Annotated in this window: 13 protein-coding genes; 8 read left to right on the top strand and 5 right to left on the bottom strand. The window is 64.3% G+C overall.

Annotated elements, in window-relative coordinates; translation table 11 throughout:
• The first annotated feature begins 20 nt into the window (after positions 1-20).
• Positions 21-845 (top strand): LytR/AlgR family response regulator transcription factor, encoded by an 825-nt coding sequence (locus LNV09_RS11910; RefSeq protein ID WP_263557301.1) that lies wholly within the window; start codon positions 21-23, stop codon positions 843-845.
• A gap of 11 nt (positions 846-856) precedes the next feature.
• Here the strand turns inward: LNV09_RS11910 and LNV09_RS11905 are convergent, their stop codons facing one another.
• The 3 genes from LNV09_RS11905 to LNV09_RS11895 form a co-directional block, all read right to left on the bottom strand.
• Positions 857-1,468, bottom strand: a complete 612-nt coding sequence (locus LNV09_RS11905) for a sensor histidine kinase (RefSeq protein WP_263557300.1) — start codon at positions 1,466-1,468, stop codon at positions 857-859.
• Positions 1,469-1,489: 21 nt separating this feature from the next.
• Positions 1,490-3,175, bottom strand: a complete 1,686-nt coding sequence (locus LNV09_RS11900; protein WP_263557299.1) for a response regulator — start codon at positions 3,173-3,175, stop codon at positions 1,490-1,492.
• A 123-nt stretch (positions 3,176-3,298) separates the two neighbouring features.
• Positions 3,299-3,502 carry a putative motility protein gene (locus tag LNV09_RS11895; protein ID WP_263557298.1) on the bottom strand — a complete coding sequence of 68 codons (204 nt, stop codon included), beginning with the start codon at positions 3,500-3,502 and terminating at the stop codon, positions 3,299-3,301.
• Between the two features lie 130 nt (positions 3,503-3,632).
• Here LNV09_RS11895 and LNV09_RS11890 point away from each other — a divergent pair, with 130 nt between their 5' ends.
• Positions 3,633-4,919, top strand: coding sequence for a hypothetical protein (locus tag LNV09_RS11890; RefSeq protein ID WP_263557297.1), 1,287 nt, complete (start codon positions 3,633-3,635; stop codon positions 4,917-4,919).
• Here LNV09_RS11890 and ppc read toward each other — a convergent pair.
• Together ppc and LNV09_RS11880 are read right to left on the bottom strand one after the other, a co-directional pair.
• Positions 4,871-7,708 carry a phosphoenolpyruvate carboxylase gene (gene ppc / locus LNV09_RS11885; protein ID WP_411969272.1) on the bottom strand — a complete coding sequence of 946 codons (2,838 nt, stop codon included), beginning with the start codon at positions 7,706-7,708 and terminating at the stop codon, positions 4,871-4,873. The genes LNV09_RS11890 and ppc overlap by 49 nt on opposite strands.
• A gap of 116 nt (positions 7,709-7,824) precedes the next feature.
• Complete coding sequence (locus tag LNV09_RS11880) at positions 7,825-9,123, bottom strand: cytochrome-c peroxidase (RefSeq protein WP_263557296.1); 1,299 nt, start codon at positions 9,121-9,123, stop codon at positions 7,825-7,827.
• Between the two features lie 144 nt (positions 9,124-9,267).
• Here LNV09_RS11880 and LNV09_RS11875 point away from each other — a divergent pair, with 144 nt between their 5' ends.
• From LNV09_RS11875 to LNV09_RS11850, 6 genes are read left to right on the top strand one after another with little or no spacing between them, the layout of a single operon-like run.
• Positions 9,268-10,851 (top strand): ATP-binding protein, encoded by a 1,584-nt coding sequence (locus tag LNV09_RS11875; RefSeq protein WP_263557295.1) that lies wholly within the window; start codon positions 9,268-9,270, stop codon positions 10,849-10,851.
• A complete protein-coding gene (locus tag LNV09_RS11870) occupies positions 10,848-11,582 on the top strand; it encodes a response regulator (protein ID WP_263557294.1) in 735 nt (244 codons plus the stop codon). Before LNV09_RS11875 ends, LNV09_RS11870 begins: the two co-directional genes overlap by 4 nt.
• 12 nt (positions 11,583-11,594) lie before the next feature.
• Complete coding sequence (gene hemC / locus LNV09_RS11865; RefSeq protein ID WP_263557293.1) at positions 11,595-12,524, top strand: hydroxymethylbilane synthase; 930 nt, start codon at positions 11,595-11,597, stop codon at positions 12,522-12,524.
• Between the two features lie 9 nt (positions 12,525-12,533).
• Positions 12,534-13,331 carry a uroporphyrinogen-III synthase gene (locus tag LNV09_RS11860; RefSeq protein WP_263557292.1) on the top strand — a complete coding sequence of 266 codons (798 nt, stop codon included), beginning with the start codon at positions 12,534-12,536 and terminating at the stop codon, positions 13,329-13,331.
• Positions 13,328-14,485 (top strand): uroporphyrinogen-III C-methyltransferase, encoded by a 1,158-nt coding sequence (locus tag LNV09_RS11855; RefSeq protein ID WP_263557291.1) that lies wholly within the window; start codon positions 13,328-13,330, stop codon positions 14,483-14,485. The genes LNV09_RS11860 and LNV09_RS11855 overlap by 4 nt, the downstream gene beginning before the upstream one ends.
• Before the next feature lie 15 nt (positions 14,486-14,500).
• Positions 14,501-15,748, top strand: coding sequence for a heme biosynthesis HemY N-terminal domain-containing protein (locus tag LNV09_RS11850; RefSeq protein ID WP_263557290.1), 1,248 nt, complete (start codon positions 14,501-14,503; stop codon positions 15,746-15,748).
• The last annotated feature ends 30 nt before the right edge of the window (positions 15,749-15,778 follow it).

The following is a 15,778-nucleotide window of genomic DNA, read 5'->3' as shown; positions in this document are numbered from 1 at the left end:
ATTTTTACAGGACAAGATTCATGTCAGTGCCGTCCTTGTTGAAGGTCTTGCTGGTCGATGATGAACCCTTGGCGCGGCTGCGCATGCGCAGTTTGCTGGAGGGCTGTGTCGACCCACGTGCCGAGGTGCTGGCCGAAGCCGGTACAGCCTCGCAGGCGCAGGCTTGGCTGCGTGAGCATCGCTGCGACTTGGTTTTGCTGGATGTGCAAATGCCCGGCCCAGACGGTCTGCAATTGGCCAGCGCCTTGCGGGCACTGGGCCAGCAAAATGGGCATAGCCCGGCTGTGGTGTTCGTGACCGCCCATGCCGAGCATGCCTTGCAGGCGTTCGATTTGGAGGCCACCGACTACCTGACCAAGCCGGTGCGGCGCGAACGTCTGCAAGCAGCCTTGGCGCGCGTGGCACAGCGTCTGGCCGAGCGCGCCGCCATGCAGACCAGTGCAGCGGGTCAGGTCTTGCTCGGTGAAGAGCCGGGCGGGGTCATCAACGTGACGGACCGCGGCCGGCTCCTGCGCGTGCCCTTGGCCGAGGTGCTTTACTTCAAGGCCGAGCTGAAGTATTTGACCCTGCGCACCGCAACGCAAAGCCTGGTCATGGACGGCAGCTTGTCGGACCTGGAGCCGCGCTTGGGTGAGCGCTTTTTACGTGTGCATCGCAATGCACTGGTGGCCAAGTCGGCGGTGCGCGAGCTTGAACGACACGCCCCCAGCCATGTCGGCGAGGATGAAAGCAGCGACGGTGCTGAGGGCTGGGCGGTGCGGATCGCCGGGGTCAATGAATGGCTGGCCGTTTCGAGGCGGCAGGTGGCGGCGGTGCGCGAAGCGCTGGCGGGGCAAGGCAGCTGAGCTATGCAGTTTCAGGGCAGCCAAATTTCGAATTTTGTGCCGCCTTGCGCGCGCGCTGCCAGCAAGACCCGGCCTTGACGTTCTCCATTTTTGTGCGCCCGGGCCACCGCCGCGCAAAGTTCCATCCCCAGTCCGGTCGACGAGCGGCTGGACGGGTCTTTGGCTCCCAGACCCGCCCCATCATCCTCGACCGACAGCACCAGATAACCGTCTACTTGGTCGGCGCCGATTTGCACATCGGAGCGCGCAAAGCGCCAGGCGTTGTGCAAGGCGGCCTCCATCGCCAGCAGCACCAGGCGGGCGTCAAAATACCAAAAAGGCGGAGCCTGACTCACTTCGCCCAGGCGCAGCGGCGCGCCGTCGGGGCGTGAGTCCACCTTCAAGAGCTTGTGCAAGAAATCCAGTGGCGACTCATCTTCCGCCTGCGCGCTCATTTGCCTATCGTCTGCGGCGTAGAGGGTCAGGTAGGCGATCAAGCGTTGGCGCAACTGCGAGCAATGCTGGTGGGCACGGTGTGCGCGTGCTCGGTCGGGCTCGGCTTCAAGCAAGTACAGCTCGGCCTCAAGCACGCCCAACTGGTTTTTGATGTCATGCACGAACAAGGCCAGCAGCTCTCGGTTCATGCTTGCAGCTCTCTCATAGGCCTATTTCACCAGTTTGCCAAAGCTGGAGGCCGGGCTGTTGGACAACTCCACCGCTGCGCCCTTGGTCTGCAAGGCGGCCAGCGTTTCGCGCAAATAGCGGCGCATATTGGCGACCCGGTCATTGGCCGGCAATAACTTTTCCAGCCGCGCCAGATAGTCGCGCACCTGCTCAACACGGCGTTGGTCGAGCGACTTGTTCAAGCGCAGCGACATGCAGTTCATCTGCGCGCATTCCAGCAAGACGGTGGTGTTGTCGGGGTATTCAGCCAGCTCGGCTTCAATCGCAGCGAGGGCCGCGTCCAGCTCACCGGCCCGCAGCAGGCGCTTGGCCTCATGCAGCCGGGTCTTCAGGCCTTGGGTGGCGGCCTTGACCAGCAACTCAACTTGGTCGGGGTGGCCGGTGTCCACCAAGGCCTTGCAGATCAGCTGCTGGACGCGCGAGTTCTCGTGATCGGCGTTGACGGCCTGGCGCAGCAGCGCCAGGCCGGCCTCGACATGCCCGGCTTGCAACGCCGCGCGAGCGACGGTGACGGTGGCAAAGTCAGCCTTGCCTTGGTGCAGGCCGGCGAGCGCCGAGGCGGCTTCTTTTTCCGCCTTGGCCGCGTCGCCCTGCAGCGCATGGGCTTGCGCGCGTATGGCCAAGGCCACATTGTCAAATTCTGGCGTGTGGGCCCCTCGGGTGGCGGCTTCGCTGAGGGTTTCCAAGGCCTCCTTGGCTTCGCCCATATCGACTTGCGCCTGCGCCATGGTCAACAGATCTTGCGAGTTAGCCGTCATCGCGCCCTGGCTGGACTTCAAGGCCTTGGCCAGGCTGGCTTTGGCGGTGGCGAGGTCACCATTGCGGTAGGCGCTTTCGGACAGCACGCGCAGCCGCTTGGCCGAGGGCACGACTTGCGCGGCTTGTTTCATCAGCGCCAGCGCGCTGCCGGTGTCACCCAGCGCCTCCATCGACGCCGCCACCAGGTCAAAGGCAGCCAGGCATTTGGCGCCCTCCGGGCTGCTCAAAATCTCTTGACCCAAGCGCTTGGATTCCTCGAACTTGCCCGAGGCCTTGGCGGCCTTTACCAGGCCCAGCTGGGCCCACATCAAGCCCTCGCGCAGCGCCAGCGCATCCTGGAAGATGCGCTTGGCATCATCGGGGCAGCCCAGGTCGAGCAGGGCCTGTGCCTTGATTTGCAGTGCATGCATATACCAGCGGTCTTTTTTAGCCAGCAAGGCGTCGCAGGCCACGACGGCGGCGGCTAAATCGTTCTTGTTCAGCTGGCGATTGATCTCCAGCAGCGCCTGGCGCTTGTCGAGCTGATTCTTGAGCCGGTCTTCGATATCGCCGGCGGTGATGGGCTTGAGCAAATAGGCGTCCGGCATATGCTCGCTGGCCGCCGCCACCGAGTTGTAATTGCTCTCGGCGGTGATCATGAAGAACAGGCAATCGGGTGCCAGCAGGCGTTGCTCGCGCAGCAGCTCGAACAGTTGCTGGCCGTCGGTGCGGTGGTTGAGGTTGTAGTCACACAAGATCAGGCCGTAGCGCTTGGCCTTGATCATGCGCAGCGCGTCCTCGGCCGAGCCGGCTGCGTCGATCTTGCCCACCCCCACCATGCCCAACTGGCCGCGCAGCGTGGTTTGCTGGGTGGCCATATCGTCAACCACCAAGGCTTCGATCTTGGCGTAGGGTGTCTCAATATGCATGGGCTGTGGCCTTGTCGAGCGCCTAACCTTGTGGTCAGGCGAAATGCATGGAAGATTGCTCGCAAGGCAGAGCTTACCGGACGAATCGCTGCGCGGCGAACGCGCCGGTCGCAAAGTTCTATTTCAGGCGTAGGCGTTCAGCCGCGTACCCAGGTTGCCACTGGTGGCGAGTGCGGGCTGTGGCGGTACGCTGTTGAGCAGGTCCATCACACCTTGCCCCTGCAGATTGATGGCTTTCTTCAGCACCATCATCTGGGCAGAGCTTTGCACCGAGCCGGGCGAGGCCGAGCCGGCATTGTTGACCAGGGCGGTGTTGGAGAGATCCATGACGCGAGCTCCTTGAAGGTTGTAAGCGGGCTATCGGCTCCTCGTGGACACAACTTGAGTCGCACCTGCTCAAGCTTGTCGCACCTATCATGGCCAGGCACCTTGTGGTGCGGGCCTGAGGGGGCAATAGATGAGGGTACGAGTTGGGCTGATCTTCAGCGCGCTTTTTGGTTTTGCGGTCTGGTGGCTGGGCGCGGGCGGCGTTGTGACCGGCTTGGAGGGGCGGGCAGCCATGTCGGATCGCGCCGCCTCGTCCGCAGGGGAAGTGTTTGCCACGCCAGACGCGGCGGCACCGGCCGGCTTTAACGATCCTTGGGCCTTGTTGCGGCAAGCCGAGGCTTCAAACGCAGGCGACTTGGCTCCCATGCCGGTCGAAGTTCAAAAGGCCATGTCCTGGTTGGATCCGGCCAAGGACGCTGATTGGTGCTCGCACCTAGCGTCGGGAGTGGCCGCACGAATTGCTCCAACTTCAAAACAAGAGGAGTCTGGTGCAAACGATGAGCGCGTCGATGAGATAACTTTGGCAATTGCCACGCGTCAAACCTTGCAGCGCTGGGCGCAGCTTTTGCGGCAGCGCGGGAATGATGCCCGTTCCTTGGCCGCGGCCGACTATTTGCAGGCCATGGCGGCTTCGCCATCTGCGAAATTTTCAGAATTTGGTCTGATGCAACAGCGCGCAATAGGCAGTCAAGATGGTCACGTGCTGGCGCTGGCTACGCAGTTGGTCTGCCAGCAAACGAAGCAGGGCTGCCAGGCCTTGGTCTCGCGTTGGCTGCAGTTGGAGCCGCGCAATGGGTCGGCTTTGAGCTGGCAGTTCAATCTCTTGCCGCCGGACAGTCCTGAGCGGCTGGAGGCGTTAACACGCTTGGCCGAGGCTCAATTTGATGCAGAGTCGCAGCGATTTTGGGCAGAGTTTTTTCAGAATCTGCCGCGTACAGGCAGTGCAGGTCTCAGCCAAGCGGCGGAGCAAAGCGCGCTGGAATATTTGCATTGGGCGGGCTCTGGCCCAATGTACTCGAGCTGGGCGATGTTTTGCCGAAAGGACAAACGCCCTGCAACCGGCGCAGTCTGTGCCAGCTTGGCCGAGCGGATATGGCAAAGCGAAAGCGCCAATCTGCTTGAAAAGTCGCTGGCTGTTCTGATTGGTAAAAGTGCGCAAGCGGGCGGCACCGAATGGGCGCAACGAGAGCTAACCCTCAAGTCCGTGTTGGCCGCTAGCGCTCGCTGGCAAGAAGAAGCCGGCGTGGATATTGCCAGCGCATTGAGTTGCAAGGGAGTGGCTGCCCGCCATAACTGGCAGCAAAGGCTCGTGCGGGAGGGCGAGTGGCGAATCTACAGCCAGCTCGCCGCCCAGTCACCCCTGCCCACTCAACCGGTATTGCGCAGCCCCGCCGCAATCCCGTTGATCGACAAATGAATGCCGCGTTGCACGCGCTCCAGCGCCGGATCTTCGGCCCGCTTGTCCGCCGGAATGGCGCGGTAGCGCCGCATCAGCTCGACCTGCAAATGGTTCAGTGGGTCGATGTAGGGGAAGCGGTGCTCGATCGAACGCGCCAGCGCCGGGTTGCCGGCCAGGCGGTTGGCCTCGCCGGTGATCAGGCTCAGCGCCTGCTGCGTGCGCTCGAACTCGGCCTTGACCGCAGCAAAGATCCTTTTGCCCAGGCGCTTGTCCTCGACCAGCTCGACATAGCGCTCGGCGATGCCCAGATCGGTCTTGGCCAAGACCATGTCCAGGTTGGAGAGCAAGGTGCGGAAGAAGGGCCAACCTTTCAGCATGCGCTTGAGCAGGGTCAGGTTTTGCGTGTGCTGAGCTGAGCCTTCTTCGCCCAAGAACTCCAGCACCGCCGAGCCGAAGCCGCACCAGCCCGGCAGCGCGACCCGGCTCTGGCCCCAGCTGAAGCCCCAGGGGATGGCGCGCAGGTCCTCGATCGCGCGGGTCGCCTTGCGCGAGGCCGGGCGTGAGCCGATATTCAGCTCGGCAATCTCGCGGATCGGCGTGGCGGCGAAGAAGTACTCGGCAAAACCGGGCGTGTCATAGACCAGGCCGCGATAGGCCTTGAAGCTGGCGTCGGACAGCGTTTGCGCCGCTTCCAGAAAGCTCTTCGGCGCGTTCTTGGTCGGGTGCAGCAGCGTGGCTTCCAGCGTGGCCGCCACCAGCGTCTCCAGATTGCGCCGGCCGATCTCGGGGTTGGCGTACTTGGAGGCAATCACCTCGCCCTGTTCGGTCAAGCGGATCTGGCCGTTGACCGTGCCCGGAGGCTGGGCCAGGATGGCCTGGTAGCTCGGGCCGCCGCCGCGGCCGACCGTGCCGCCACGGCCGTGGAACAGGCGCAGCGTGATGCCATGCGCGGTGCGCAGCTTTTCGAACATTTCAACCAGCGCGATCTCGGCGCGGTAGAGCTCCCAACTGCTGGTGAAGACGCCGCCGTCCTTGTTGGAGTCGGAGTAGCCCAGCATGATGTCTTGCTCCGCGCCACTGCGCACCAGCATGGCGGCCACACCCGGCAACTCGTAGAACTCGGCCATGATGGTGGGTGCTTCGCGCAGGTCACCGATGGTCTCGAACAGCGGCGAGACGATCAGGTCGTTGACGGCGCTGCCGTCATCCAGCGTGCCGCGCAGCAGGCCGACTTCCTTCAGCAGCAGCAACACTTCCAGCAGGTCACTGACCGACTCGGTGTGCGAGATGATGTAGTGGCGCAGCGACTCGCGGCCGAAGCGCTGCAGTGATTCGCGCGCCGCCTCAAATACCGCCAGCTCGGTCAGGCTGCGCTCGCTGTATTCGGCGCCGTGCACGCGCAAAGGCCGGGCGTCGTTCAGCAGCTTGAGCAGCAGTGCGCGCTTGGCGGCTTCATCCAGGCTCGAGTAATCGGTCTCGACGCGGGCGATCTGCAGCAGCTCGGCCAGCACGGCCTCGTGCTGATCGGAGCTTTGGCGCAGGTCCAGCGTGGCGAGGTGAAAGCCGAACACCCTGACGGCGCGCATCAGCGGCTTCAGGCGCGGCGCGATCAGCGCCTCGGCGTGGTTGCTGCGCAGCGAGGCCTCGATCACGGCCAGATCGGCCAGCAGCTCGTCGGCATTCGCGTAGGGCTGTTGCGGTGCCACCGCGTGGCGCATCGCCTCGGTGCCGGTCAATTGATGCAGCGTGGCGGCGGCGCGCGCATACATGCCGGTCAAGGCACGACGGTAGGGCTCGTCCATGCGGTGCTCGTTGCGGTCCGGGCTGCGCTCGGCCAAGGCCTGCATCGCGGGCGAGACTTGCGCCAGCCGGGCCGAGATCGACAGCTCGGCGCCCAGCTCATGCAGCTCGGTCAGGTAATGGCGCAGCGCCACCTCGCTCTGGCGCGCCAGCGCGTGGCGCATGGTGGTGGCGGTGACATTGGGGTTGCCGTCACGGTCGCCGCCGATCCAGTGGCCCATGCGCAAAAAGCTGTTGAAGTCGTGGCCCGGCAGCGCTTCTTCCAGCTCGGCATAGAGCTTGGGGATCTGGCGCAAAAAGGTCGACTGGTAGTAAGACAGCGCGTTCTCGATCTCGTCGGCGACTGTGAGCTTGCTGTAGCGCAGCATGCGGGTCTGCCAGAGCTGGGTGACGCGGGCGCGGATGGCGGCCTCGTTGTCGCGGTGCTCGCGCTCGGTGTGCAGCTCATCGCGCTGTTCGACCAACTGCGCGACGGCGCGCTCGGCGTCCAGAATGCTTTTGCGCTGCACCTCGGTCGGGTGGGCGGTCAGGACCGGCGAAATGAAGCCGTGGTGCAAGGTCTTGGCGATCTCGGCCGGGCGCACGCCGGCTTCGTGCAGGCGCTCCAGCGCGAAGGCCAGCGAGCCGGCTTGTTGGCTGCCGGCGCGTTCATGGATCTCGCGCCGGCGCACATGGTGGCGGTCTTCGGCGATATTGGCCAGATGCGAGAAATAGCTGAAGGCGCGGATCACGCTGACCGCTTGCTCGCCGCTCAGGCTCTTGAGCAGCTTGTCGAAGCTCTTGCCCGCCTGCGCATCGGCCTTGTGGCGATAGGCGACCGAGAGCTTGCGGATGCGCTCGATCAGCTCATAGGTGTCGCGCCCTTCTTGCTCGCGAATCACCTCGCCCAGAATGCGGCCCAGCAAGCGGATGTCATCCATCAAGGGCAGGTTCTTGTCGGCAGCGGCAGATGCAGACTTTTTTGCGCGGATCGCTGGAGATACTGGGGTCACGGACTTGGGCGGCATGGCAGGGCTCGGCAGAAGGGTGAAACGGGTGAGACTGGTGTAACGGGCGTGTAACCAAGTTACATGTTTCTGACTTTACCAGTTTCTTTGAGCGCTGCCAGCCGGCCTGTTGCAGATTAGGGTGAACTGCTGAAACCGTCGGACAGCGTGCGCAAAAAAGCCACGATATCGGCCGCGTCTTGCGGGCTCAGGGCCGGCAGTTGATTGGCGCGCCGCCCGAACGGTGCACCTTGATGAACATTGGCTCGGAATTGCTCAGGCAGATCGTTGAAACGCTGGACTTGGCCGCCAACTGACGGGTACCAGCGTGCCGGGTCGCTGTCACGCGTGGCGTAGAAGGCCACGACATCTTCCAAGGTCTTGACGGCGCCGTTGTGAAAGTAGGGCGCGGTCAGCGCCACATTGCGCAGCGTCGGTACTTTGAACATGCCGCACAAATCGCTGCGACCGCTCAAGTCGCTGCGCTGCGGGCCGCACAGACCGAGGTCGAAAAAGGCTGGGTCAGCTGTGGCTTGGCTGCTATTGCGCGGCACGCCGAGGGCGAAGTAGCGGAAGTTGGTGAATGCCGCTGGCTGCCCGTTCGGCCTGGGCGAGCTGTCATGGCAGGACGCGCAATTGCCGCGCTGCGGGTCATTGAAGGCGGCGAGTCCGCGCGCCTCTTGGGCCGTGAAGCTGGCGCGGCCGGCCTGCACCGCGTCGAACTTGCTGCTGTGGGCGTGGAAGTCGATATCGCTCGCTTGATAGGCCGCCAAGGCGCTGCTGACGGCTTGCAGCAATTGCTCGTCGCTGGCGCTGGCGGTCAGATTGGCGCTGCGCACAAGGTCCGGAAAGTAGCTCAGCGCGCGCAGCTTGGTGCTGAAGGCCGGCCCTTCGGTATTGGCCATCTCTTTGGCGTTGAACAAGGGGCCACGGGCCTGCGCCTCGCGGCTGTCGGCGCGGCCGTCCCAGAACAGGCCGCCCTGCGGGTCGCCCTGGGCATTGAAGTGAAAAGCGCCGGCGCCGTCCAGATAGTTCAGGCTCGGGCTGCTGCGCAGGCCTTGGGCTTGGCCGTCAATGCCGCCCAGCGGCAAGAAGCCGCCGGCAGCGTCCGCATGGCCAAATGCTTGCACATGGCAGCCGGCGCAGGAGAGCTTGCCGCTGGCCGAGAGGCTGACTTCATTGAATAGGCGATCGCCAACTTCGCTCAACGTCAATGGCGCAGGCGCAGGCGCAGGGGCCGGGGCCGGTGCTGGCGTCGGCAGGGGCGTTGGTGCAGGTGTTGGGACCGGAGCCGGGCTGGCCAGAGTGCTGACCGCAGCATCGGGCGTGCTGCCGCTGCCGCCCCCGCCGCCCCCGCCGCACGCGCTCAAACAAAGTAGAGCACCGGCGCTCAAGCGGGTGAGCCAAGGATGGCGAATTTTGCTGGGGCTGTTCATCAGGTTCTCCGTCAAGGCATGTGATGAGCGAGAGCTTGAGTAAAGTCTGTGCACAGAGCATGGATGAAATGTGGAGATCTGCTCCATAGTTGAGCGCTGAGGCCTGCGTAAGATGAAAGTCAAATCCTTGCCGGGCTGCGCCTTTTGAAGTTGCTGAAACTGCTGAACCCCTTGAACTTGCGCTTGCGCCTTGTCCATCAACTCTCCTTGCTGCTGCTGGCCAGCACGGCCTTGGCGGTGCTGGCCATGGCCGGGGTGGTGGCGTGGAATTTGCGCGCCGGCTTCAGTGACTATTTGCGCGCCCAAGATGGGCAGATGCTGGATCGGCTGATGGTGCTGGCCGAGCAGGACCTGAGCCGGCGCAGGCAGACCGAGGGCTTGTGGCCCGAGCGGCCAGAGCAATGGGGTCCCGTGCTGCGGCAGTGGCTGGACGGCAGCCTGGAGCTGAACGATGGACGGCGCGAGGGGGCGATGTTTGATGAGCTTGACGGCGATCGGCCGCCGCCGCGCCGCCAGCGCCCGCCGCCCTTTTGGGCCAGAGACAGCGACAGCGGCAGAGCCAGACCCCCTCCGCCTCACCCACCTCGGCCCCAGGGTGATCCCAATTTCTTTGGGCCCCGCATCGTGCTCTTGGACGCGGCTGGCTTGCAAGCCTTGGCCGGCCACCGTGAAGTACTCGATATGCCGGCGCAACTGCGCGCGCTGAAGTTGAATGGGCAAACGGTCTTGATGCTGCGTCTGGCCGAACGGGCCGGCCCCGCGCAAGGCGTGGATGCGAGCTTCTTGCGGCGTCAGTACTGGGGTTTGTGTGGCATGGCGGCCTTGCTGATCGCCTTGGCGCTGTTGGCGGCGCGCATGCTGGCGGCGCGTTGGGTGCGGCCTTTGCAGGCGGCGCAGGCGGCGACCCGCAGAATTGCCCGGGGCGAATTGACGGTGCGCATTGCCAGGCAGCGCGATGACGAACTGGGTGAACTCAGCGAAGACATCAACGCCATGGCGGTGGCGCTGGCGCGCCTGGAGTCCAGCCGGCGGCGCTGGATAGCCGAGCTCTCGCATGAGTTGCGCACGCCCTTGGCGGTCTTGCGCGGTGAGTTGGAGGCCTTGCAAGACGGGATCCGCCCGCTTGATGCGGCAGCCTTGCTTTCCTTGCAGGACGAGGTGCAGCGCTTGAGCCGGCTGACCGAAGACTTCCACACTTTGGCGATCTCTGAATTGCATGAGTTGCCCTGCAATTTCGCGCCGACCGATGTCGCCGCTTTGTTGGGCGAAGCCTTGGCGCGGCTTCGCTCGCGTGCTTTGAGCGCCGGTCTAGAGCTGCAGGCCGACTGGCCCCAGTCTTTGCCCCAAGCACAGTGGGATGGCGAGCGCATCGCTCAGATGCTGGGCAATCTGCTTGAAAACAGCTTGCGCTACACCGATGCGCCGGGCCTGCTGCGCCTGAGCGCCAAGGTGATTGGAGGGCAGATCGAAATTTGCTTGGATGACAGCATGCCGGGCGTGCCGGACCAAGCTTTGGCCCATTTGTTTGAGCCGCTGTACCGGGTGGATGCCTCGCGCAGCCGTCAGGCCGGTGGCAGCGGCTTGGGGCTGGGCGTGGCGCAGGCGATTGCCCGCAGCCATGGCGGCGTCTTGCAGGCCGAAGCTTCCGCCTTGGGCGGCTTGCGGCTGCGCCTGACTTTGCCCCTTTCTTTGCCCAGGCAAGTGCCGGCAACCAGGAGGTCGATATGACGCTCACGGCGCGGCGCATTCTGGTGGTGGAAGATGAGCCCAAGCTGGCCGCTGTGCTGTGCGATTACTTACACGCAGCCGGCTATGTCTGCGAATGGCTGGCCGATGGGCAGCAGGCCTTGCAACGCATGCAAGACAGCAGTCAAGCCAAGCCGGCGGCGATGCTGCTCGACCTGATGTTGCCGGGCCTGGATGGCCTGGAGTTGTGCCGGGCCGTGCGTCTCTTGTCTGATCTGCCCATCGTCATCATCAGCGCAAGAGTGGACGAGCTGGACCGGCTTTTGGGCCTGGAGCTGGGCGCCGATGACTATGTCTGCAAGCCTTTTAGCCCGCGTGAGGTGGTGGCGCGGGTGCGGGCCTTGTTGAGACGAGCCGATGGGCGCCTGGCGCCGGCCGCACAGCAGCAACCCGCGCAAGCGCTGATTGGTGGCTTTTCGGTGGACGAAGCCGGCCAGCGCCTGGCTTGGCAGGGGCAGGTCTTGCATCTGACCCCGGTGGAGTTCAGGTTGCTGCGTTTGCTTTTGTCGCAGCCCGGCCGGGTGTTCGAGCGCAGCCGCTTGCTGGATTCGATCCACGAGGACTTTCGCGACGTCAGCGACCGCGTGGTCGATAGCCACGTGAAGAATATCCGCCGCAAGCTGGCCGCGCTGAAGCCGCCGCAAGACTGCATCAGCGCGGTCTACGGGCTTGGCTACCGCTTTGATCCTGAAGGAGCTGGATCGGGCGCCTGATAGCATTCGGCCATGAGTGAAAAAGTAATCATCGCCACCCGTGAAAGTCGCCTGGCCCTGTGGCAGGCCGAGCATGTCAAAGCCTTGCTGGAGCAGCGCCTGCAATTGCAGGTCAGCTTGCTGGGCATGACCACCCGCGGCGACCAAATTCTCGACCGCAGCCTGTCCAAGGTGGGCGGCAAGGGCTTGTTCGTCAAGGAGTTGGAAACCGCGCTGGAGGAGGGCCGCGCCCATCTGGCCGTGCATTCCTTGAAGGATGTGCCGATGGAGTTGCCGGACGGCTTCGAGCTGGTGGCGATCCTCGAGCGTGAAGATCCGCGCGACGCCTTTGTCTCCAATCTCTACGCCAATTTGGCCGAGCTGCCGCAAGGCGCGGTGGTCGGCACATCGAGCCTGCGCCGGGTCGTGCAGCTCAAGGCCATGCGGCCCGATCTTCAGATCGAACCCCTGCGCGGCAATCTGGACACCCGTTTGCGCAAGCTCGATGAGGGCGGCTATGCAGCCATCGTGCTGGCAGCGGCCGGCCTCAAACGGCTGGGCTTGGAAGCGCGCATCCGTTGCTGCTTCAGCGTCGAAGAGATGATCCCTTGTGCCGGACAAGGGGCTTTGGGGCTTGAAGTGCGCGCCGATGCGGCCGCGTTCAAGGCCAGCCTGAGCGGCTTGATCGACACGCCGACTTGGCTGGCCACTCAGGCGGAACGGGCGGTTTCGCGCAGCCTGGGCGGCAGTTGCAGCATGCCGCTGGCCGCGCATGCGCATTGGGTCGGGGCCGAATTGCATCTGGCGGTGGCCCTGGGCGATGCGCAGCAGACCGAGCGCCCACTGCTGAAGGCGTCCGTTCGCGCCAGCGTGCAGACGGTAGCGCAGGCTTTGAACTTTGGCGAGCAGGCCGCGCAGGCCTTGCGGGACTTGGGCGCGCAAAGCTATTTGCCGCAGACCTGAAAGTTCGCCGTGAGCGACGCTGAGCTGACGCTTTTGCTGACCCGCCCCAAGCAGCAAGCGGGTGAGTGGCTGGCGCGCATGGCGGCCCTGGGGGTGCAGGCGCTCAGCCTGCCCTTGATCGAAATCGTGCCGACCGACGGGCAAGCAGCCAAAGCCGCATGGGATTTATTGCCGACGGCGGCGCTGGCGCTGTTCGTCAGCCCGAATGCGGTCTCGAACTTTTTTGCCTGCCAAGCCGCCGGGCAGGTTTGGCCTGAGCAGACGCTTGCCGCCTGCGTGGGCCCGGGCAGCGCGCGGGCCCTGGTGCAGGCCGGGGTGCCGGCGGCACTGATCGTTCAGCCGCCGGCCGACTCGGCGAGCCTGGACTCCGAACATCTGTGGCCGCTGCTGCGGGAGCGCATATGGGCAGGGCGGCGCGTGCTGATGCTCCGGGGCGATGGGGGCCGGGAGTGGTTGGCCGACCGCTTGCGTGAGCAGGGTGCTTTGCCCGAATTTTTCAGCGTTTATCAGCGCCGCTGTCCGAGCTTGATGCCGAATGAGCAGGGCTTGCTGAACGAGGCCTTGGCTGCCCCTGAGCGCTTTGTCTGGCTGTTCAGCAGTGCCGAGGCGATTGGCTATTTGCAGACGCTGGCTGGCCTTGGACACGATTGGCGCCATGCCCGCTGCATTGCCACGCATGAGCGTATTGCGGCGCGCGCCGTTGAACTTGGCGTCGGGCATGTGGTTTTGGCGCGACCCGATGCACGCGCAGTGGCCGAAGCCCTGGGTGTGATGCGAGGCCGGCCCCTACAATCATTTTCACTGTGAGTGATACCCAACAAACCCCCAATGAGACTGGCTCTGCGCCAGCTTTCTCGTCCGCCCCCGCCAGCGTGGCCGCCCCGAGTGCTGCCTTGCCCGGCTGGTTGCCTGTAGGCGCGGTGATCTTGAGCTTGGCGTCGTTTGGCGGCATCGGCTTGGCTTGGCAGAGCATGACTCGGCAGCAAGCGCTGGAGCAGGAGTTGGTGCGGCGCCAAGCGGCGGTGCAGGCCGATGCCAGTGAAGCCAAAGCGGCGTCGCGGCAGTCGCAAGATTTGACCCGCGATACCGCCGCCAAAGTGGCCTTGCTCGATGCACGTTTGGCTGAGGTGGCCCTGCAACGCGGCCAGTTGGAAGAGTTGATCCAGTCGATGTCACGCTCGCGGGATGAGAACGTCATCGGCGATATCGAAGCTTCGATCCGCGTCGCGCTGCAGCAGTCGAGCATCACCGGCAGTGCCGAGCCTTTGATCGCGACACTCAAGCAAGCCGAGGAGCGCCTGCTGCGCTACAAGCAGCCGCGCATGGAAGGCGTGCGCCGGGCCGTAGCGCGCGACCTTGACCGAGTCAAGGCGATCAGCGTTGTCGATATGTCGACGCTGACGATCAAGCTCGATGAGGTGGTGCGTTTGCTGGATGAGCTGCCTTTGATGGCGAGTGCCGAGCGCTCGTCCGACGTCAAAGGCCGCGAGGAAAAGCCGTCCGTCAATCAGACCAGGAATGCTCGCGGCGTGAATGCCGTCACCAAACCACCGGCGCAGGCCGATGGCTTGCTGGCGAATTGGTGGTGGCAGGCCAAGACCAGTTTGACTGAAGGTGCAGGCTTGGTCTGGGGCGAGGCGAGGACCTTGTTGCGTGTCACCCGTATCGATCACCCTGAGGCTGCATTATTGGCGCCAGACCAGGCGTATTTCTTGCGTGAAAACTTGAAACTTCGCTTGCTCAATGCGCGTTTGGCTTTGCTGAGCCGTCAGTTCGATACTGCCCAAGCCGACTTGCGCGATGCGCAGGAGGCGCTGGCACGCTACTTCGACCCGCAATCGCGCAAGGTCGTGGTGGCCAATGACTTGATCCGCCAAGTGGCGGGCCAGGCACGCCAGGTCAATGTGCCCCGTCCCGACGACACGCTGGCGGCCTTGGCTGCCGCAGCGGCCGGACGCTGATTGGGGGCCCGGGCGATGCGCACCGTGATTTGGTTGGTTTTGCTGTTTGCCGTGGCCGTGGTCGCGGCGCTGGTACTGGGGCGCAATGATGGCCTGGCCAGTTTTTATTGGAATGGCTGGCGGCTTGATGTCTCGCTGAATCTGTTCTTGTTGGTTTTGGTCGGTTCATGCTTTGCGCTGGTGACCGCAATTCAGACGCTGCACTCCTTGACCACCTTGCCCGAACGTGCGCGTGCCTGGCGCCTGGCGCAGCGCGAACGCTCGGCGCAGCTGGCGCTGCGTGAAGCCTTGGCGGAGTTCTTTGGTGCGCGGTATGGCCGCGCCCAAAAAGCGGCTCAGCGGGCCTTGAGCATTCATCAGCAGACGCCGGAATTGGTGCAAGACCCAGGCTTCACGGCGCTGGGGCATCTGCTCGCCGCCAGCAGCGCACATCGCCTGCAGGACAGGCGGCGCCGGGATGAGCAGTTGCAGTTGGCTTTGGAGTTGTCCAAGCGCAGCGCGACCACGCGGGCGCAAGAGGAGGGTGCCTTGCTGCTGGCCGCTGAATGGGCCTTGGATGACCGCGATGCCGGCCGCGCGCTGGATTTGCTGGCGGACTTGAATCCCGGTGTGGCGCGCCGCACGCAGGCACTGCGTTTGAAGCTGCAGGCCACCCGTTTGGCCAAACAGTCACTGGAGGCTTTGCGCACCGCCCGTTTGCTGGCCAAGCATCAGGGCTTTTCCAAGGTGGCCGCACAGGGCCTGCTGCGTTCGTTGGCCTTTGAGGCGCTGGACGGCGCGCGCGACGCCGATCAGCTGCGGGCGGTCTGGCAGCAACTCGACAATGCCGACAGGCGTGATGTGGTGGTCGCAGCTCGCGCGACCCAGCGCGCCGCTGCGCTGGGCGCGCCGGAAGATGGTCGCGGTTGGCTGCGTCCATTCTGGGACGATATTGCCGACTTGGCTGTGGATGATCGGGCGGTGCTGGCCGAGGCCTTGGTGCCGGTCTTGCCGGGCCTAGGGCCAGAGTGGTTGCAGCGTTTGGAATCTGCTGTGCAGCGCTTCCCGCGTGACAAGTATCTGGCCTACGCCTTGGGTCATGCGCTGGCCGAAAGGCAGTTGTGGGGCAAAGCCCGCATGATGCTGGAGCAGGTCGGTGAAGATCACGCGATGCCCGCTGCGGCGCGCCGGCGTAGCTGGCTGATGCTGGCGCAGATGGCCGATGGGGACGGCAATCAGGAACGGCGTGCGCGCTGCCATGAGGCGGCGGCCTTGATTCAATAGCGCCCACTTTGGATGAAAACTTGCTAAGCA

The organism is Paucibacter sp. B2R-40 (assembly GCF_025717555.1).
Taxonomy (GTDB): domain Bacteria; phylum Pseudomonadota; class Gammaproteobacteria; order Burkholderiales; family Burkholderiaceae_C; genus Paucibacter_A.
The sequence above is the reverse complement of the archived record's forward strand: the minus strand, read 5'-3'. Positions and strand labels throughout refer to the sequence as shown.

Bases quoted from the DNA above. Each gene is read 5' to 3' on its own strand.
- LNV09_RS11910 (WP_263557301.1), top strand. From the start codon at position 21: ATGTCAGTGCCGTCCTTGTTGAAGGTCTTGCTGGTCGATGATGAACCC.
- LNV09_RS11905 (WP_263557300.1), bottom strand. From the start codon at position 1,468: ATGAACCGAGAGCTGCTGGCCTTGTTCGTGCATGACATCAAAAACCAG.
- LNV09_RS11900 (WP_263557299.1), bottom strand. From the start codon at position 3,175: ATGCATATTGAGACACCCTACGCCAAGATCGAAGCCTTGGTGGTTGAC.
- LNV09_RS11895 (WP_263557298.1), bottom strand. From the start codon at position 3,502: ATGGATCTCTCCAACACCGCCCTGGTCAACAATGCCGGCTCGGCCTCG.
- LNV09_RS11890 (WP_263557297.1), top strand. From the start codon at position 3,633: ATGAGGGTACGAGTTGGGCTGATCTTCAGCGCGCTTTTTGGTTTTGCG.
- ppc (WP_411969272.1), bottom strand. From the start codon at position 7,708: ATGCCGCCCAAGTCCGTGACCCCAGTATCTCCAGCGATCCGCGCAAAA.
- LNV09_RS11880 (WP_263557296.1), bottom strand. From the start codon at position 9,123: ATGAACAGCCCCAGCAAAATTCGCCATCCTTGGCTCACCCGCTTGAGC.
- LNV09_RS11870 (WP_263557294.1), top strand. From the start codon at position 10,848: ATGACGCTCACGGCGCGGCGCATTCTGGTGGTGGAAGATGAGCCCAAG.
- hemC (WP_263557293.1), top strand. From the start codon at position 11,595: ATGAGTGAAAAAGTAATCATCGCCACCCGTGAAAGTCGCCTGGCCCTG.
- LNV09_RS11850 (WP_263557290.1), top strand. From the start codon at position 14,501: ATGCGCACCGTGATTTGGTTGGTTTTGCTGTTTGCCGTGGCCGTGGTC.